Genomic DNA, 17,475 nt, shown 5'->3' on the forward strand with positions numbered 1-17,475 from the left:
GAACTTCGAGAAAGACGGAGCCGTCGCCGCCATCCCCCCTCGGGCCGCGACGGCTCCGCTGTTTTCGGCGGAACCGTTCCGCGCCCCGTCAGTCGATCTTCGCTCCGGACTTCTCGATCACCGGCTTCCAGCGGGCGATCTCGCTGGAAACGTGCGTCGCCAGTTCGTCCGGCGTCGAGCCGACCACCACCGCTCCGGCCTCGCCGAGGCGTTTGGCGACCGCCGGATCCTTCACCGCCGCCACCGCAGCCGCGTTGAGCTTCGCGACGATCTCCGGCGGCAGGCCCGCCGGCCCGAAGAAGGCGTTCCAGGTGTTCGTCTCGTAGCCGGAGACGCCCGCCTCCTCCATGGTCGGCAGGTCCGGGAAGCTCGCCGCGCGCGTCTTCGTCGTGACCGCCAGCGCGCGGAGCTGGCCGGCGCGGATCGGCTCGGTCGACGACGGCAGGTTGTCGAAGATGATCGGCACCTGGCCGCCGATCACGTCGACGAGCGCCGGCCCTGAGCCCTGATAAGGCACGTGGACGAGATCGACGCCCGTGAGGCTCTTGAAGAGCTCGCCCGAAAGATGCAGCGGCGTGCCGTTGCCGGACGAGGCGTAGGCGTATTCGCCGGGCTTCTCCTTCGCCATCCGGACGAGGTCGGCGACCGTCTTCGCGGGGAACTCCGGATTGACGGCGAGCACGTTCGGCACCGTCACCAGCCAGGAGATCGGCGTGAAGTCCTTCACGGGATCGAAGGGCGGCGTGGAATAGAGCGAGGCGACGAGCGCGTGCGTCGCGATCGTGCCCATCAGGATCGTGTAGCCGTCGGGCGCCGCCTTCGCGACGAAGCTCGCGCCGAGGTTGCCGCCGGCGCCGCCCTTGTTGTCCACCAGCACCTGCACCCCGAGGATCTCGCCCATCTTCTGCGCGATGACCCGCGCGACGAGGTCGGTGGAGCCGCCGGCCGCGAAGGGCACCACGAGCGTCACGGGCTTTTCCGGAAATTCCGACGTCTGCGCCAGCGCCGGCTTGGGTCGACCGAGGCCGAATCCGAGAAACGCGCCGCCGATGAGCGCGGAAGCCGCGCGGCGGTCGATGGTGGTCATGGCGAACTCCTCCGAACGGCCCTCCCGGCGTCCGCCGCCGAGACTGCGGCAGGCCGCCGCAAAGCTCAAGCGGCATCCGGCGTCGGGCAACGCGAATTGACTTCGAGGACGGTTCGACCGATCTCCCGCTCCGACAGAGAAGGAGACGCGTCATGGCAGCCGGGATGGTCGAGGTCGAAGGGTTGCGGATCGCGGCGATCCTGAAGGACTTCATCGACGACGAGGCGCTGCCCGGCACGGAGATCGCGCCGGAGCGCTTCTGGAAGGGCCTCGCCGCCATCCTCGCCGATCTCGCGCCCCGCAACCGCGAGCTTCTCCAAACCCGCGACGACCTGCAGGAACTGATCGACGACTGGCACCGGGCGCGCCGGGGCCGCGACATCGACGCAGCCGAATACCGGAGCTTCCTGGAAGGCATCGGCTATCTCGTGCCGGAAGGCGAGGCCTTCGCGATCGAGACGGCGAACGTCGATCCGGAGATCGCCCTCGTGCCGGGACCGCAGCTCGTGGTGCCGCTGCTCAACGCCCGCTACACGCTGAACGCCGCGAACGCCCGCTGGGGCTCGCTCTACGACGCGCTCTACGGCACCGACGCGCTGGGCGACATGCCGCCGGCGGGCGGCTACGACGAGGCGCGCGGGGCCCGGGTGGTGGAATGGGCGAAGCGCTTTCTCGACGAGGCCGCGCCGCTCGACGGCATGAGCCATGCGGACGCCCATCTCTACCGCGTCGAGGGCGGCCATCTCCTCGCCGCGCATGGCGACCGCGTCGCCCGGCTGAAGGACCCCGCGCAGTTCGCCGGAACCAGCGGCGATCCGGCGGCCGCGAAAGGCGCGGTGCTTCTCCGCCACAACGGGCTGCATATCGAAGTGCGGATCGACCGCGAAGACCGGATCGGCCGGACCGATCCCGCGCATGTCGCGGACGTCGTGGTGGAAGCGGCGCTGACCGCGATCTGCGACCTCGAGGACTCGATCGCCGCCGTCGACGCCGAAGACAAGACGGCCGTCTACCGCAACTGGCTCGGCCTGATGAAGGGCGACCTCGCGGAGACCTTCGAGAAGAACGGTGAGACCGTGCGCCGGACGCTGCACGGCGACCGCGAATATACGGGGCCGGACAGCGAGCGCCTGCGGCTGCCCGGCCGCTCGCTGCTCCTCGTGCGCAACGTCGGCCACCTGATGACCAATCCGGCGATCCTCCTGCCCGATGGTTCGGAAGTGCCGGAAGGCATAATGGACGCGATGGTCACCGCCGCGATCGCCATCCACGACCTGAAGAAGCCGGACGATGCGCCGATCCGCAACTCGCGGGCGGGTTCGGTCTACGTTGTGAAGCCGAAGATGCACGGGCCGGCCGAGGTCGCCTTCGCGACGGAACTGTTCGAGCGCGTCGAGCAGGCGCTGGGCCTGCCGCGCAACACGATCAAGATGGGGATCATGGACGAGGAGCGGCGCACCTCGGCCAATCTCAGGGAATGCATCCGCGCCGCGAAGTCGCGGATCTTCTTCATCAATACCGGCTTCCTCGACCGCACCGGCGACGAGATGCACACCTCGATGGAAGCCGGGCCGATGGTGCGCAAGGGCGCGATGAGGGCCGAATCCTGGATCAAGGCCTACGAAGATCGGAACGTCGACATCGGCCTCGCCTGCGGTTTCTCGGGGCGCGCGCAGATCGGCAAGGGCATGTGGGCGATGCCGGCGCGGATGCGCGACATGCTGGAGCAAAAGGTCGGGCATCCAGAAGCGGGGGCGAACTGCGCCTGGGTGCCCTCGCCCACCGCCGCGACGCTGCACGCGACGCACTATCATACGGTCGACGTGATGGGCCGGCAGCGCGAGATCGCGGGAGGCGGGGCGCGCGCCTCGCTGGACGCGCTGCTCGCGCCGCCGATCGCCCGCGGCGCGAACTGGAGCGAGGACGAGGTCCGCGCCGAGATCCGCAACAATGCGCAAGGCATCCTCGGCTACGTCGTGCGCTGGGTGGACCAGGGCGTCGGCTGCTCGACGGTGCCGGACATCGACGATGTCGGCCTGATGGAGGACCGCGCCACCTGCCGCATCTCTTCGCAGCACCTCGCCAACTGGCTGCACCACGGCGTCGTATCCGAGGACGAAGTGCGCGCCGCCTTTCGCGAGATGGCGGCGAAGGTCGACGCGCAGAACGCCGGGGACCGAGCCTATCGGCCGATGGCGCCGGATTTCGCGAACTCGATCGCGTTCAAGGCGGCGGAGGACCTCGTCTTCGAAGGCCGCATCCAGCCCTCCGGCTACACCGAACCGATCCTCCACAAGCGCCGGCTGGAGCGGAAGGCTGCGGGCTAGGGTGAGCGTCGCCTCTTTCCCGGCCGGCGACCGAACGCGGCCGATCGGCCGGGAGGAGGCCACTTGGGCCGCAGGAACTATCTGATCAACGGCGTCTCGGGGACCGGGAAGACCGCCGTGGCCAACGAACTGCAGCGGCGCGGGCACCAAGTGATCCACGGCGATCGTGACTTGGCTTACGCAGGCGATCCGCGAACGGGCGAACCGATCGGCGACCGCATGCGGGAATATACTATTCGGGATGCGGCCTTCGTGCACGGCCACCACCTTTGGGACGTCGGCAAGGTCGAATTGCTGGCCGCCGATCGAAGCCGGCCGGTCACTTTCTTCTGCGGCGGCGCAAGGAACTTCCACCGCTTCATCGATCTGTTCGACGCGGTTTTCGTGCTCGACGTCGACCTGGATACGCTGAACGAACGCCTCGCTGCGCGTCCGGAGGACGAGTTCGGCGGAAAGCCGGACGAGAGGGCGCTGATCGTGCGACTGCACGCGACGCAAGAGGACGTCCCGAAGCACGCGGCGCGCATCGACGCCACGGGACCGCTGAGTTCGGTCGTCGACGAGATTCTCTCGCGATGCACGGCGATCGACCCGCTGTAGCCGGGTTCGTTCACGATGGGCGGGGAAGTCGCTCAGGCATGACCGCAGTCGCCGGCAGGCGGCATCCGAAGCGAAAGTCCGCTCGCGGATGGAATGCGGCACTCGCCGGATCGGCCGTGCCGCAAGCATCGATCGGGCGACAGGAGCGAGCACTCGTTGAACTGGACCGACCCGATCGACGGCTATTGCGAGCGGACGAGTGCCGCCTTCTGGGCGGAACCGGTGAACGCCGCGACGAACCTCGCCTTCATCCTCGCAGCCGGCCTCGCCTTCGCGGCCTGGCGAGCCGAACGGCGGGCGGGACGGCCGCTCGATCTTGCCGCCCTGCTGCTCACGCTTCTGGTCTCCGTGATCGGGGTCGGCTCGTTCCTGTTCCACACGCTTGCGAACCGCTGGTCGGCGCTCGCCGACACGGTTCCCATCGCCGTCTTCATCTACGGCTATTTCGCGCTGGCGCTCCATCGCTTCGGCGGGTTGCCGGCAAGCGTCGCGCTCGGAGGAACGCTCGCCTTCCTCTCGGCGTCCATAGGGCTTGCCGAGCCGCTGTTCGCGCCGCTGGTCGGCTCGTCGGCCGGTTACGTTCCCGCGCTCCTGGCGCTGTTCGGCATCGGCGCGTGGCTGGCTCTCGCCGGCCGTCCGGCGGGACGGGCGCTCCTCGCCGCCGGCCTGGTCTTCCTCGTCTCTTTGAGTTTCCGGACGCTCGACATGCCGGTCTGCCCGAGCCTGCCGCTCGGGACCCACTTCCTCTGGCACGTCCTCAACGCATTGACGCTGCTGATTCTCGTTCTCGCGGCGATCCGGCATAGAACGCAGCGGAGCCGGAAACGGATCGGGCCGTAGCCCGAACGGCGTCAGCCGCCGCCGTGCGACAGGATGTTGACAAGGTTGCCGAAGGGATCGCGCACGAAGAAGCGCCGGACGCCCCACGGCTCGTCCGCGATGTCCCGGACGATGGCGATGCCTTTCGCCACGGCGCGCTCGCGGAAGCCGTCGGCGTCGTCGACCTCGATCGACAGAGCCGGCACGGGCATCCCCGAGCCGCCGTCGCGCGCGACGCTCACCTGCGGCGCGGCGGTCACGCCGGGCGCAACGAAGGTCGCGATCCAGCCATGGTCCATCACGAGGTCGAGACCGAGGAAGTCGCGATAGAAGGCCGCTGCCGATGCCGGCTCGGCCGCGGCGAGGTTGGCGACGATCCGCCGGACTTCCATGCGCGCCTCCCGACCAAGAAAAAGGCCGGACGCTTCCCCCGAAGCGCCCGGCCTGCCGAGCGGTCCCCCGCTCCGAAACTCTTCATGCCGGCACGGATTCGCGCCGGCCGTCTGCGGTCAGCCGGCGACGCGGCTGCGCACCGAGGCGACCTTCTCGACCTTCCGCGACTTGGCCGTGGCCGGCGCCTTCGGCTCGACCATACGCTCGGCGCCCTGCAGCACCACGACCCGCGCGCCGAGCGGCACGCGCTCGTAGAGGTCGATGATGTCCTGGTTGATCAGGCGGATGCAGCCCGACGAGGCGGCCTTGCCGATCGACTGCCATTCCGGGTTGCCGTGCAGGCGGTAGAGCGTGTCGCGACCGTTCTGGTGGAGGTAGAGCGCGCGCGAGCCGAGCGGGTTCATCGGGCCCGGGTCCATGCCCTTGCCGTCCTTGAACTTCGAGAGGTCCTTGCGGCGCTCGATCATCTCCATCGGCGGGAACCAGCGCGGCCAGTGCTGCTTGTCGCCGATCCGCGCCTCGCCGGCCCAGGAGAAGCCGTCCTTGCCGACGCCGATGCCGTAGCGCATCGCCGTGCCGCCGCGCTCCACGACGTAGAGGAAGCGGTGCGGCGTATCGACCACCACGGTCCCCTCTTCGTATCCGCCGGAATCGTAGACGACGCGCTGGCGCAGGAACTGCGGATCGATCTTCTTCACCGGGATCGCCGGCAGGTGGAAACCGTCGTCCTCCGTCGCGCCGTAGGCTTCCAGCGGCGTCGCGCCGAAGGTGCGGTCGTCCTCGACGGTCGGGGAAACGTAGGCGGTGATGCGGGCGACAGCGGCCGTGGTGTCGGAAACGACGCCGGCGGACTGACGCGAGGAGGTGGCGCAGCCGGAGCCGAGAAGGGTGGCGGCGAGCGCGAGGCTGACCGTGACTGTCTTGAGCGGCATCGGCATGATCGCGGGGTCCGGTCGAACGGGTACTTGGAAGTCTGCGGGATGCGCCGCCGTAGGGGATCCGGGCGAGACCAACTGCGACCTGAATAGGACCTGGCGTCGGCGCTGACAACGCTGACAATAGAGCGACTTATGGTTAATAAAGTCTTTGTTGCCGGGGCGTCACAGTTGACCCCGTCCGCCGCGCGGACATTTGCCTTCCCGACCAAGCACATGCCGGTCCCTCGACCCGAGGAGGGCTGATGAACATCGGAGAAGCCGCGCGCCGCTCCGGCCTGCCGCCGAAGACCATCCGCTACTACGAGGAAGTCGGGCTGCTGCGGCCGGCGCGGGCTCGCAACGGCTATCGCGACTACGGCGAGCGGGAGGTCCATCTCCTGCGCTTCCTCCAGCGCTCGCGCTCGCTCGGATTTTCCATCGAGGAGGCGAGGAAGCTCCTGTCCCTCTACGGCGACGAGCACCGCCATTCGGAGGACGTCCGCGCGATGGCGAACGGCCGGATCGCCGAGATCGACCGCAAGATCGCCGAGCTCCATTCGCTGAAACGGGCGCTCGCGAGCCTCGCCGAACAGTGCCCCGGCGACAGCGGGCCGGACTGCCCGATCCTCGACGAGATCGCCGGCGCTTCCGCCGCGGCCTCGGCCCTTCCGCGACCGGGACATCGGGCGTAATCTTTCTCCGCCCGCGATCCCGCATGGAGCCCTGCCGTTGAGCGAAACCAAGGTGCTGCACGTCACCCTGCCGGCCGAGCTCGTCCGGCTGGTGGAGGCGAAGGTCGCGTCCGGCGAATACGAGAACGAGAGCGCCGTCGTGGCGAGCGGCCTCGAAGCGCTGGCTTTCGACGAGGACGCGTCGCCGCACGGCGAGGCGGAGATCGAATGCTGGCTGCGCGAGGAGGTGGTGCCGACGATGGATGCGGTCCGTGATGGCCGCGAACGCCTTCTGTCGGCGGAGGAGGCCGGACACAGGATCAAGGCTTACATCGAGCGGAGAAGCCGCGAGGCCGACGATCTTCGGTGATACGCCGCGTGATCTTCACCGAACGGGCAACTCTGGACATCGAGCGGATCTACGAAGGCTTGGCGATCCGGTTCGGGAAACGCCGGGCCGGCGAAGCCGCCGAGGAGCTCTACTCGCATTGCCTCGGTTTCGACCTTTTCCCGGAACGCGGCCGGATGCGCCACGACGCCGAACCCGGGTTGCGAACGGTCGGCTACCGGCGAATGGCGACGATCGCCTTCCGGGTGGAGCCAAGCCAGGTGACGATCGTCCGCATCTTCGCCGCGGGCCGCGACATCCGCTTCGACGATCTCTGAGCCATCGCGCCGCGCTTGCCGGCCAATCGCGGCCCGTTTACCATTCCGGCGTATGCCGATCGTCTCCCTTCATCGCGGCGACCCCCTGGTCGACGGGCGCCAGTCCGAGCGCGCCATGCTGGTGCGCCGCGGCGTCCAGCGCCTGATGGGGGCGATGCGCATCTCGCTCCTGCCGGAGATGGCGCTGGATTCCGGCCGCCGGGCCGATCTCGCCGGCCTGACCGAGAAGGGCGACGTCGTGATCGTCGAGATCAAGTCCTCGATCGAAGATTTCCGCGTCGACCGGAAGTGGCCGATCTACCGCCTCCACTGCGACCGGCTGTATTTCGCGACGCATCCAGGCGTGCCCCTCGACATCTTCCCGGAGGATTGCGGGCTGATCCTGTCGGACGGCTATGGCGCGGAGATCCTGCGCGAGGCGCCGGAGCACCGCCTCGCCGGCTCGACGCGCAAAGTCATGACGCTGCGCTTCGCCCGGGCAGCAGCCGACCGGCTGCAGGCCGCCGAATGGGCGGCGAACCCCTATCTCACGGGTCCGCCGCCCGAGGCCGGCTGAAGCCCGGCGCATCGGAAAAATCCCGCCTCTCGCGTGGCTTGCGCGGCAAAACGCCCGTCCATATATACCTCGCAGCCCGGCGGGAGCGGCCTTTTCACCTGAAAGGCGCACCGCCGAACGTTCACATGCCACCGGGGGCCACCCAGTCGGAACGCCTCCATAGAGGGTCCGGGCGGCCTGCTACTCGAAGGAGAACATTCATGGCGAAAGTCATCGGCATCGATCTCGGCACCACCAACAGCTGCGTCGCCGTGATGGACGGCAAGACCGCCAAGGTCATCGAGAACGCCGAAGGCGCCCGCACCACCCCCTCGATCGTCGCCTTCACCGACGACGGCGAGCGGCTCGTCGGCCAGGCCGCCAAGCGCCAGGCCGTCACCAACCCCGAGAACACGCTCTTCGCTGTGAAGCGCCTGATCGGCCGGCGCTACGACGACCCGACCGTCGCCAAGGACAAGGGTCTCGTCCCCTACAAGATCGTCAACGCCCCGAACGGCGATGCCTGGGTCGAGGCGCACGGCGAGAAGCAGTCGCCGAGCCAGGTCTCGGCCATGATCCTTCAGAAGATGAAGGAAACCGCCGAAGGGTATCTGGGCGAGAAGGTCTCCCAGGCCGTCATCACGGTTCCAGCCTACTTCAACGACGCCCAGCGTCAGGCCACCAAGGACGCCGGCAAGATCGCCGGGCTCGAGGTGCTGCGCATCATCAACGAGCCGACGGCCGCCGCCCTCGCCTACGGCTTGGAGAAGAACGACGGCAAGACCATCGCGGTCTACGACCTCGGCGGCGGTACGTTCGACGTGTCGGTGCTGGAGATCGGCGACGGCGTGTTCGAGGTGAAGTCGACCAACGGCGACACGTTCCTCGGCGGCGAGGACTTCGACATGCGCCTCGTCGACTACCTGGCGAGCGAGTTCAAGAAGGACCAGGGCATCGACCTGAAGAACGACAAGCTCGCCCTCCAGCGCCTGAAAGAGGCGGCCGAGAAGGCCAAGATCGAGCTGTCGTCGGCCTCCCAGACCGAGATCAACCTGCCGTTCATCACGGCGGACGCGACCGGCCCGAAGCACCTGACGATGAAGCTGACGCGCTCGAAGTTCGAGAGCCTCGTCGACGACCTCGTGCAGAAGACGGTCGGCCCGATGAAGGCCGCGCTGAAGGATGCCGGCCTTTCGCAGAGCGACATCCACGAGGTGGTGCTCGTCGGCGGCATGACCCGCATGCCGAAGGTGCAGGAGGTCGTGAAGAACTTCTTCGGGAAGGAGCCCCACAAGGGCGTCAACCCGGACGAGGTCGTCGCGATGGGCGCCGCCATCCAGGCGGGCGTCTTGCAGGGCGACGTGAAGGACGTGCTCCTTCTCGACGTGACCCCGCTCTCGCTCGGCATCGAGACGCTCGGCGGCGTGTTCACCCGGCTCATCGACCGCAACACCACGATCCCGACCAAGAAGAGCCAGGTGTTCTCCACCGCCGAGGATTCGCAGAACGCCGTGACCATCCAGGTCTTCCAGGGCGAGCGCGAGATGGCGCAGGACAACAAGCTGCTCGGGCGCTTCAATCTCGAAGGCATCCCGCCGGCGCCGCGCGGCGTGCCGCAGATCGAGGTGACATTCGATATCGACGCCAACGGCATCGTCAACGTCTCGGCCAAGGACAAGGGCACTAACAAGGAGCAGCGGATCACCATCCAGGCTTCGGGCGGCCTTTCCGATGCCGATATCGAGAAGATGGTGAAGGAAGCGGAGCAGAACGCCGAGGGCGACAAGAAGCGCCGCGCCGCGGTGGAAGCGAAGAACCAGGCGGAAGGCCTCGTCCACTCGGCCGAGAAGTCGCTGAAGGAATACGGCGACAAGGTCTCCGAGGGCGACCGCAAGGCGATCGAGGATGCGATCGCGGGCCTTCGCGCCGAACTCGACCGCGAGGAGCCGGACGCCGAGGCGATCAACGCCAAGTCGCAGACCCTTGCCGAGGCCTCGATGAAACTCGGCCAGGCGATGTACGAGAGCGCGCAGAGCGAGGCGGCGGCGAACGAGGCCGGCGGCGCGGCGAACGCTGCGAAGGACGACGTGGTCGACGCCGACTTCGAGGAAGTCGACGAGCAGGACCGCAAGAAATCGGCCTGACGCCGGCTTCCGGAACGACTTCGAGAACCCCGGCGGGCAACCGCCGGGGCTTTTTCTTGGGCGACGGTGTGTCGGGCGAGGCACATCGGCCGCCGGTGCCAAGGCGTGTCGCGGCCGCGATTTCGCATCGCCTCGTCCTATGGTAACGCCGGAACGGCATTCCCACATTGCGGCGAGGAGGCGGCGCGCAAGGGACGCGTTCCTTCCACGCCCGATCCTCTGACCACAGACACGAACGGACGGACCAGTCTTGGTAAAGGCCGATTATTACGAAGTTCTCGGCGTCGTGAAGACGGCCGACGACAAGGTCCTGAAGACCGCCTACCGTAAGCTCGCGATGGAGTTCCATCCCGACCGCAATCCGGGCAACGCGTCGGCCGAAGCGCGCTTCAAGGAGGTCGGCGAGGCCTACGAGGTCCTCAAGGACCCGCAGAAGCGCGCGGCCTACGACCGCTTCGGCCACCAGGCCTTCCAGAACGGCGGCGGCGGAGCGGGCTTCCGGGGCGACTTCGCCTCCTCCATGGCCGACGTCTTCGACGACATCTTCGGCGAGATGATGGGGCGCGGGCGCGGCGGCGGGGCGGGCGGCCGCGCGGGAGCCGGCGGCGGGCGCGAGCGGGGGTCGGACCTGCGCTACAACATGGAAGTCGGGCTGGAGGAAGCCTTCAACGGCAAGACCGCCGAGATCTCGGTGCCGACCACGATCCAGTGCGACGTCTGTTCGGGAACGGGCGCGCGGCCGGGTTCGGGTGTCAAGACCTGCCCGACCTGCGCCGGCCAGGGGCGCGTGCGCGCCGCGCAGGGCTTCTTCGCCATCGAGCGCACCTGCCCGACCTGCCAGGGCCGCGGCGAGATCGTCGCCGACCCCTGCGCCAAGTGCCACGGCGAGGGCCGGCTGCCGGAAGAGCGCAAGCTCGCCGTCAACATCCCGGCCGGCATCGAGGACGGCACGCGCATCCGGCTCGCCGGCGAGGGCGAGGCGGGCCTGCGCGGCGGTCCGGCCGGCGATCTCTACATCTTCCTGTCGATCCGCCCGCACGAGTTCTTTCAGCGCGACGGCTCGGACCTCTACTGCAAGATCCCGATCTCGATGACGACGGCGGCGCTCGGCGGCGGCTTCGACGTGACGACGCTCGACGGCGGCACGACGCGCGTGAAGGTGCCGGAAGGCACGCAGACCGCCAAGCAGTTCCGGGTGAAGAACAAGGGCATGCCGGTGCTGCGCTCGGCGCAGACCGGCGACCTGTTCATCCAGGTGCAGGTCGAGACGCCGCAGAACCTGTCGCGCCGCCAGCGCGAGTTGCTGCAGGAGTTCGAGGACATCTCCTCGTCCGACAACTCGCCGCAGTCGACCGGCTTCTTCTCGCGCATGAAGGAGTTCTTCGGCGGGCTCGGCGAGGGCTGAAGATCGCCTACCCTTCCGAGCGGCCGGAACTGTCGCGGTCGCGCTCGTAGCGCCGCTCCAGCGGAAACGGCGGCAGCCACGATTCGCGCCGCACGGTCCAGAGCTCGTAGGTCGGCATGAATTGGTCAGGAGCGTCCAGCGCCCCGAGACTCACCTCGACCTCGTCGCCGCTCCGCCCGAACACCGATGAGCCGCAGCGCGGACAGAAGTGCCGTCCAGCATAGTCGCGGGTCTCGCCCTCGATCGTGACCGCATCCTCGGGAAAGATCGCGGAGGCGTGGAACAGCGAGCCGTGGTGCTTGCGGCAATCGAGACAATGGCAGAGGCCGACCCGGTACGGCTGTCCTTCCGCCGCGATGCGCACGTCGCCGCACACGCAACCGCCTTCGAGCCGATCCATGCCGTGCCTCCTCGCTCGATCCTCGAGATGATTCTTCCGCCAGCGAAGTCGTCTGTCGGTTAAACCGTTCCGTCGGCCCGCGAGCTTCGTACAACTGCCATCCGTTTGCGCCATTTTCCGTTCGAGACGCGACAAGCCCGCACCACATGCTATAGGGCGAGTCGCGAAACGAGCGGGATCGAAGTCACATGCACGGACGCGACGAACGGGCCGGAGAGAACAGGGGCGATGCGCTGCGCTTCTTCAAGACCTGGCTGCGCCATCCGCTGAAACTCGGGGCCGTCGCGCCGTCCTCCGCCGCCTATTGCGCGACGATGGCGAACTGCGCCTCGACCGAGATCGACGGGCCGGTGCTGGAACTCGGCCCCGGCCTCGGCGTCGTGACCAAGGCGCTCCTCGACAAGGGCGTCGATCCGAAGCGCATCACGTCGATCGAGTACGATCCGGGTTTCGCGGCGACGCTGAAGGACCGGTTCCCCGCGGTGAACGTGATCCGGGGCGATGCCTTCGACCTCGACCGGACGCTGGGCGAGCGCCGAGGCGAGAAGTTCGCCGCGATCCTCCTCGCCGTACCGATCGTCGGGCTGCCGCAGGACAAGCGGCAGGCGCTCTTCGCCGACTACTTCAGGCGCCTCCTCCCCGGCGGCAACATCACCCAGCTTTCCTACCTGGTGACGGCGCCCGTGAAGCCCGTTCCGGGCGTGTTCGACGTTTCCGCCTCGCCGGTGGTCTGGGACAACATCCCGCCGGCCCGCGTCTGGATCTACGCCCCGGCGAAGTCCGGCCGCATGGCAGCCTGAGCCGGCCGCGTTGAGCCCGCGAATCCTCGTCCTGCCGGGCACGCTGGAGTCCGCCTCGCCCGACCACGCGCTCGCCTTCGAGGCGGCGCGGCTCCTCGCCGGGACCAGTGCCACGGTGACGCTCGTCGGGCTCGCCGACTATCCGCTGCCGCTCATCGACGTCGCCTCGGGCGAGGATCCGCCGGAAGCGGCGGTGCGGCTTGCCGGCCGGATCGCGGCCTCCGACGCGCTCCTCCTCGTTTCGCCCGACGCGAACGGCTCGGTGCCGCCCCTTCTCAAGAACGCGGTCGACTGGATCGCCCGCGTCCGGCGCGCCGGCAGCCGACCGATCCAGCCCTTCCGCGGCCTCGTCGTGGCGCTCGCCTCCGCCTCGCCGGGACGCTCCGGCGGCTTCCGGGCGCTGGACGGCTGGCGCCCGATCTTCCGGGACCTCGGAGCCGAGGTCATCGGCCGGCAGGCGACGGTTGACGGCGCGGCGGGTCTGGAAGGCGCCTACGAGATGCTGGAGCTCTTCGTCGCCGATCTCGCCGACAAGGCGCAGGCGCTCGGCCGCCACCGCTACTGAGGGCAAGGCGGGACGCGCCCTCAGGCGATCGTGTCCACCACGCCGCCGTCGACCCGAAGCGCCGCGCCGGAGGTGGCCGAGGCCTGTTCCGAGCAGACATAGACGATCATGTTCGCGACCTCCTCGACGCTGGCCAGGCGCTGGATGACGGAGGACGAGCGCTCGGCCTTGACGAAGGCGGCTCCGGCTTCCTCGAAGGAGATGCCCTGCTCTTCCGCCATCGGCTTCAGCATGGCGGAAACGCCTTCCGATGCGGTCGGACCGGGCAGGACGGCGTTCACCGTCACGCCGCTGCCTCGGGCCACCTTGGCGAGGCCGCGCGACACGGCGAGCTGCGCCGTCTTGGTGAAGCCGTAGTGCACCATGTCCGCCGGGATGTTCAGCGCGGACTCGGAGGAGATGAAGACGATCCGGCCCCAGCCGCGCTCCATCATGCCTTTCAGGTAGCTGCGCGACAGTCGCACGCCGGACATGACGTTCGCCTGGAAGAAGCGCTCCCAGTCCGCGTCGTCGATCTCGAAGAACGGCTTCAATTCGAAGATGCCGAGATTGTTGACGAGGATGTCGACGGCGGGAATGCGCTCGGCCGCCGCGGCGCAACCGTCCGCCGCGGCGAGATCGAGGGGAAGCGCTTCCAGCTTCGCCTCCGGCACTTCCAACCGGATGTCCCGGATCGCTGCCTCGACCCGCTCCGCGGTGCGGCCGTTGACGATCACCGTCGCGCCTGCTGCCGCAAGGCCCTTCGCCGCGGCGAAGCCGATGCCGCCGGTCGACCCCGTCACCAGGGCGCGTTTGCCGTCGAGTGCGATACGCATCGCTCCGCCGTCCTTTCCCGAACCGTTTCGAGCTCCGGCAGATGCGGCTGGGACGCGCCCGATCAAGGGTGACGCTGCGTGCGCGATTCCTCAACGGCCCGTTAATTCGCCGTATTTAGGTTGCACCGCGGGCGGGCGAGCGTGCGGCCGGCGGGGGATGGACCGGCGCGCGAACCGCACGACCCGGAGCGGCGCGAGCGAAGCGCCCGGCCGGACACGCGAGAAGGGGATCAATGGCCGGACGCCGCAGACAGGGCGAACGCGTCGAGCCGAGCTTTGGCCGCGAGCGCGACCGCGACGAGGAGATCCGCTTGTCGCCCGACGACCGCGCGGCGCGCGCGGCCGGTGAGCCGGAGCGGCCGGCGCGCGGCAAAGAGCGCCGTTCGGCGGCGAGGACGCGGCAGGACGAGCCGGAACCGGCGGAAAAGCGGCGGCGCTTCTTCGGCGGTGGTCGCGGTGGCAGCGGCGAGAGCCGGCCGCGGCGGCGGCGCTCCTTTCTCGGCCACCTCTTCCGGCTGGCGCTCTTTGCGGCGGTCTGGGGCTCGGTCGCGGCCGTCGGCGTCGTCGTCTGGTTCGCCGCGAGCCTGCCTTCGGAAGCCTGGAACGTTCCGGCCCGTCCGCCCAACGTCAAGATGGTGTCGGTGGCCGGCGAGCCCTTCGCCAATCGCGGCATCACCGGCGGCCAGGCGCTGTCGCTCGCCGAGATGAGCCCGTTCATCCCGAAGGCGGTGGTGGCCATCGAGGACCGGCGCTTCTACGACCATTACGGCGTCGACCCGATCGGCATCGGCCGCGCGCTTGCCGAGAACCTCGCCGCCGGCGCGACCGTGCAGGGCGGCTCGACGCTGACCCAGCAACTCGCCAAGAACATCTTCCTGACGCCGGAGCAGAGCCTGAAGCGCAAGGGCCAGGAGGCGATCCTGGCGCTCTGGCTGGAGCAGAAGTTCTCCAAGGACCAGATCCTGGAGATGTACCTGAACCGCGTCTACTTCGGCTCCGGCTCCACGGGTGTGGAAGCCGCTTCCCAGCGCTATTTCCGCAAGAGCGCCAAGGACGTTAGCTTGAGCGAGGCGGCGCTCCTCGCCGGTCTCCTGAAGGCGCCCTCCCGGCTGTCGCCCGCCAACGATCCGGTGGCCGCCAAGGCGCGGGCCGACGTCGTGCTGCAGGCGATGCGCGACGAGAACGCCATCACCGAGGCCGAGTTCGAGGCGGCGAAGGCCGAGAAGCCGATCAGGGCGAAGAGCTTCTGGAACGGCGCGGAGAACTACGCCGCCGATCTCGTGATGCGCGACCTCTCGACCCTCGTCGGCGAGGTGAAGGGCGACGTCGCGGTGGAGACCACCATCGACCTCGGCCTCGAGCGCGACGCCGAGAAGGCGATCCGCTCCACGATCGACGGCGCGAAGCAGAACGTCAGCCAGGGCGCGCTCGTCGCGGTCGACGGCACCGGCGCGATCCGCGCCCTCGTCGGCGGACGGGACTACGCCGATTCCCAGTTCAACCGCGCGGTGGACGCCAGGCGGCAGCCCGGCTCGGCGTTCAAGCCCTTCGTCTACGAGACGGCGCTCGAAGCCGGCTGGCGGCCGGACTCGGTGGTGAACGACGCGCCGACGCGGATCGGCAACTGGTCGCCGCAGAACTACGACCAGCGCTACCGTGGCCCCGTCACGCTCGCCGACGCGCTCGCCCATTCGCTGAACACGATCGCGGCGCAGCTCACCGAGGCGGTCGGATCGAAGGCGGTGATCGAGACGGCGGCGCGGATGGGCGTGAAGACGCCGCTCGTCGACAACGCCTCGATCGCCCTCGGCACCTCCGAGGTGACGCTGCTCGAACTGACGAGCGCCTACGCGGTCTTCGCCAACGGCGGCTACCAGGCGACCCCGCACCTCATCAATAAGGTGACGGACGTGGCGAGCGGCAAGGTGCTCTACGAGCGCCCCGCCGGCGTACCGCCGGTGATCGTGAAGCCCGAGATCGTCGGCATGATGAACGCGATGCTCACCGGCACGATCACGCGCGGCACGGGTCGGCGCGCGGCGCTGAAGGACTGGCAGGCGGCGGGCAAGTCCGGCACCACGCAGGATTTCAAGGACGCCTGGTTCATGGGCTACACCGCGAACCTCACCACCGGCGTCTGGCTCGGCAACGACAACGGCGCCTTGATGAAGAAGGTGACCGGCGGCACGCTGCCGGCCGACGTCTGGAAGAAGTTCATGGCCGCCGCCCACGAAGGCCTGCCGCCGATGCCGCTGCCGGGCGTGCCGGACACGGCGCCCGGCGAAGCGGGCACGCCGCTGACCGCCTCGAACGGCATGGACGGCGGCGACCCGGCCGCGATCGCCGGCGAAGCGCCGAGCGGCGAGGCGATCGCCCCGCCGGGCGAGATCCCGGCGGTCGCCGGCCACGGCCAACCGGAGTCGGGGGATCCGATCGGCGCCATCGCCGGCCGCGAATATCCGGAGCCCGAACGACGGATCATCCGGCGCGACGACGGACGCGGCCCGGCGAGTGGCGCCCCCTATAGCCGCGACCTGCCGCCGGACGATCCCTATGGCGTCTCGCCGCTGCCGGACGACGGCGCCTACGAGGAACTGCCGCCGGACGGCGTCGCCGGCGGCTACGACGATCGGGAAATCGCTCCGCCGCCGCCGGCGGACCTGCCGCCGGCGCGCGGCCCCTCGCGGCTGGTACGGCGCGACCAGCTTCCGCCGGACGCCGTGCTGGAGGGTCCGGTCGAGGAGCAGGGTCGACCGGTCGACCGGTCGCTGCTTCGCGACTTCCTCGGTGGCTGAACCGGTTCGGCCGGCGTCCGATCGCGCCACTGGAAGGTGTGCTGGTATGACGAGGTTCACACTCGGCAAGGGATAAATCATACCGCCAGTGGAATTCACCCGGCATTGTTGCATGCCCGCAACGATCGCACCGCACCATGCGACAATTCGTATCCTTGCGCCATGGACCCCTAGCGTTTCTCGAATTCCCGCGACACTATCCTTGCGGGAACCTTGCCTCCCAGAGGTTGCAATCATGCACGAGCCGCGGAGTGCATTCTATCAGGAGCGGGCCGAAGATCTGGCCCTGCTCGCTTGCGAGGCCGTCCCGGCCGACGTGAAGCATGCGCTTCTGGAAGCCGAGAAGGTGTTTCGGCTGAAGGCGGAGCAACTCGCGGAGGAGGAGGACGCGGTCGCCTGAGTTTCCGGTTCGAACCATCTCTTCCGAAAGAGGATGGGCTCGCGCACCCGCAGACCGTGAAACCCCCGCGGCTCATCGCTCGTTAGCCGGGTCCGCTTATCGTCGCCGTCGATCGCGAACCGCGTTTCGGGCCTGC

18 protein-coding genes are annotated in these 17,475 nt (G+C 68.8%); 13 read left to right on the forward strand and 5 right to left on the reverse strand.

Annotated elements, in window-relative coordinates; genetic code table 11:
• Positions 1 to 88 precede the first annotated feature (88 nt).
• Positions 89 to 1,087 (reverse strand): Bug family tripartite tricarboxylate transporter substrate binding protein, encoded by a 999-nt coding sequence (locus F6X38_RS02180; RefSeq protein WP_150967885.1) that lies wholly within the window; start codon positions 1,085 to 1,087, stop codon positions 89 to 91.
• A gap of 152 nt (positions 1,088 to 1,239) precedes the next feature.
• Here F6X38_RS02180 and F6X38_RS02185 point away from each other — a divergent pair, with 152 nt between their 5' ends.
• From F6X38_RS02185 to F6X38_RS02195, 3 genes are all read left to right on the forward strand, one after another.
• Positions 1,240 to 3,414: a malate synthase G gene (locus tag F6X38_RS02185; protein ID WP_246191140.1), complete on the forward strand. Its 2,175-nt coding sequence runs from the start codon at positions 1,240 to 1,242 to the stop codon at positions 3,412 to 3,414.
• Positions 3,415 to 3,477: 63 nt separating this feature from the next.
• Complete coding sequence (locus F6X38_RS02190) at positions 3,478 to 4,014, forward strand: AAA family ATPase (protein ID WP_150967886.1); 537 nt, start codon at positions 3,478 to 3,480, stop codon at positions 4,012 to 4,014.
• 156 nt (positions 4,015 to 4,170) lie between these two features.
• Positions 4,171 to 4,854: a ceramidase domain-containing protein gene (locus F6X38_RS02195; RefSeq protein ID WP_246191141.1), complete on the forward strand. Its 684-nt coding sequence runs from the start codon at positions 4,171 to 4,173 to the stop codon at positions 4,852 to 4,854.
• A gap of 11 nt (positions 4,855 to 4,865) precedes the next feature.
• Here F6X38_RS02195 and F6X38_RS02200 read toward each other — a convergent pair whose 3' ends face one another.
• Together F6X38_RS02200 and F6X38_RS02205 are read right to left on the reverse strand one after the other, a co-directional pair.
• Positions 4,866 to 5,225, reverse strand: a complete 360-nt coding sequence (locus F6X38_RS02200; RefSeq protein ID WP_150967888.1) for a VOC family protein — start codon at positions 5,223 to 5,225, stop codon at positions 4,866 to 4,868.
• A gap of 117 nt (positions 5,226 to 5,342) precedes the next feature.
• A complete protein-coding gene (locus F6X38_RS02205) occupies positions 5,343 to 6,158 on the reverse strand; it encodes a L,D-transpeptidase (RefSeq protein ID WP_150967889.1) in 816 nt (271 codons plus the stop codon).
• A gap of 248 nt (positions 6,159 to 6,406) precedes the next feature.
• On the opposite strand from F6X38_RS02205, the gene cueR reads away from it, so the two are divergent.
• From cueR to dnaJ, 6 genes are all read left to right on the forward strand, one after another.
• Positions 6,407 to 6,835, forward strand: a complete 429-nt coding sequence (cueR, locus tag F6X38_RS02210; RefSeq protein ID WP_150967890.1) for a Cu(I)-responsive transcriptional regulator — start codon at positions 6,407 to 6,409, stop codon at positions 6,833 to 6,835.
• A gap of 37 nt (positions 6,836 to 6,872) precedes the next feature.
• The gene (locus tag F6X38_RS02215; protein WP_202617914.1) at positions 6,873 to 7,184 is read left to right on the forward strand and encodes a type II toxin-antitoxin system ParD family antitoxin; all 312 of its coding nucleotides are present in this window, start codon (positions 6,873 to 6,875) and stop codon (positions 7,182 to 7,184) included.
• Positions 7,185 to 7,192: 8 nt separating this feature from the next.
• Positions 7,193 to 7,480 carry a type II toxin-antitoxin system RelE/ParE family toxin gene (locus F6X38_RS02220; RefSeq protein ID WP_161992585.1) on the forward strand — a complete coding sequence of 96 codons (288 nt, stop codon included), beginning with the start codon at positions 7,193 to 7,195 and terminating at the stop codon, positions 7,478 to 7,480.
• A gap of 52 nt (positions 7,481 to 7,532) precedes the next feature.
• The gene (locus tag F6X38_RS02225; RefSeq protein WP_150967892.1) at positions 7,533 to 8,036 is read left to right on the forward strand and encodes an MmcB family DNA repair protein; all 504 of its coding nucleotides are present in this window, start codon (positions 7,533 to 7,535) and stop codon (positions 8,034 to 8,036) included.
• Between the two features lie 200 nt (positions 8,037 to 8,236).
• On the forward strand, positions 8,237 to 10,159 hold the full coding sequence (gene dnaK / locus F6X38_RS02230) for a molecular chaperone DnaK (protein WP_150967893.1): 1,923 nt from the start codon (positions 8,237 to 8,239) through the stop codon (positions 10,157 to 10,159).
• 250 nt (positions 10,160 to 10,409) lie between these two features.
• A complete protein-coding gene (gene dnaJ, locus F6X38_RS02235) occupies positions 10,410 to 11,564 on the forward strand; it encodes a molecular chaperone DnaJ (protein WP_150967894.1) in 1,155 nt (384 codons plus the stop codon).
• 7 nt (positions 11,565 to 11,571) lie between these two features.
• Here the strand turns inward: dnaJ and F6X38_RS02240 are convergent, their stop codons facing one another.
• Positions 11,572 to 11,964: a GFA family protein gene (locus F6X38_RS02240; protein WP_150967895.1), complete on the reverse strand. Its 393-nt coding sequence runs from the start codon at positions 11,962 to 11,964 to the stop codon at positions 11,572 to 11,574.
• Positions 11,965 to 12,152: 188 nt separating this feature from the next.
• Between F6X38_RS02240 and F6X38_RS02245 the strand changes: the two genes are divergently transcribed.
• Entirely contained in the window at positions 12,153 to 12,764 is a 612-nt protein-coding gene (locus F6X38_RS02245) for a class I SAM-dependent methyltransferase (protein WP_150967896.1), read from the forward strand.
• A 10-nt stretch (positions 12,765 to 12,774) separates the two neighbouring features.
• The gene (locus tag F6X38_RS02250; protein ID WP_150967897.1) at positions 12,775 to 13,329 is read left to right on the forward strand and encodes an NADPH-dependent FMN reductase; all 555 of its coding nucleotides are present in this window, start codon (positions 12,775 to 12,777) and stop codon (positions 13,327 to 13,329) included.
• Between the two features lie 20 nt (positions 13,330 to 13,349).
• On the opposite strand, the gene F6X38_RS02255 is transcribed toward F6X38_RS02250, so the two are convergent.
• Positions 13,350 to 14,144 carry an SDR family NAD(P)-dependent oxidoreductase gene (locus tag F6X38_RS02255; protein WP_150967898.1) on the reverse strand — a complete coding sequence of 265 codons (795 nt, stop codon included), beginning with the start codon at positions 14,142 to 14,144 and terminating at the stop codon, positions 13,350 to 13,352.
• 233 nt (positions 14,145 to 14,377) lie between these two features.
• Between F6X38_RS02255 and F6X38_RS02260 the strand changes: the two genes are divergently transcribed.
• Positions 14,378 to 16,939, forward strand: coding sequence for a PBP1A family penicillin-binding protein (locus tag F6X38_RS02260; protein ID WP_150967899.1), 2,562 nt, complete (start codon positions 14,378 to 14,380; stop codon positions 16,937 to 16,939).
• Positions 16,940 to 17,174: 235 nt separating this feature from the next.
• Entirely contained in the window at positions 17,175 to 17,339 is a 165-nt protein-coding gene (locus F6X38_RS23235; protein ID WP_161992586.1) for a hypothetical protein, read from the forward strand.
• Positions 17,340 to 17,475 lie beyond the last annotated feature (136 nt).

Source organism: Plantimonas leprariae (assembly GCF_008802405.1).
In the GTDB taxonomy this organism is placed as follows: domain Bacteria; phylum Pseudomonadota; class Alphaproteobacteria; order Rhizobiales; family Rhizobiaceae; genus Plantimonas; species Plantimonas leprariae.

Coding starts and splice junctions, on each gene's coding strand:
- F6X38_RS02180 (WP_150967885.1), bottom strand. CDS start 1,087: ATGACCACCATCGACCGCCGCGCGGCTTCCGCGCTCATCGGCGGCGCG.
- F6X38_RS02185 (WP_246191140.1), top strand. CDS start 1,240: ATGGCAGCCGGGATGGTCGAGGTCGAAGGGTTGCGGATCGCGGCGATC.
- F6X38_RS02200 (WP_150967888.1), bottom strand. CDS start 5,225: ATGGAAGTCCGGCGGATCGTCGCCAACCTCGCCGCGGCCGAGCCGGCA.
- F6X38_RS02205 (WP_150967889.1), bottom strand. CDS start 6,158: ATGCCGCTCAAGACAGTCACGGTCAGCCTCGCGCTCGCCGCCACCCTT.
- cueR (WP_150967890.1), top strand. CDS start 6,407: ATGAACATCGGAGAAGCCGCGCGCCGCTCCGGCCTGCCGCCGAAGACC.
- F6X38_RS02225 (WP_150967892.1), top strand. CDS start 7,533: ATGCCGATCGTCTCCCTTCATCGCGGCGACCCCCTGGTCGACGGGCGC.
- dnaK (WP_150967893.1), top strand. CDS start 8,237: ATGGCGAAAGTCATCGGCATCGATCTCGGCACCACCAACAGCTGCGTC.
- F6X38_RS02240 (WP_150967895.1), bottom strand. CDS start 11,964: ATGGATCGGCTCGAAGGCGGTTGCGTGTGCGGCGACGTGCGCATCGCG.
- F6X38_RS02245 (WP_150967896.1), top strand. CDS start 12,153: ATGCACGGACGCGACGAACGGGCCGGAGAGAACAGGGGCGATGCGCTG.
- F6X38_RS02255 (WP_150967898.1), bottom strand. CDS start 14,144: ATGCGTATCGCACTCGACGGCAAACGCGCCCTGGTGACGGGGTCGACC.
- F6X38_RS02260 (WP_150967899.1), top strand. CDS start 14,378: ATGGCCGGACGCCGCAGACAGGGCGAACGCGTCGAGCCGAGCTTTGGC.
- F6X38_RS23235 (WP_161992586.1), top strand. CDS start 17,175: ATGCACGAGCCGCGGAGTGCATTCTATCAGGAGCGGGCCGAAGATCTG.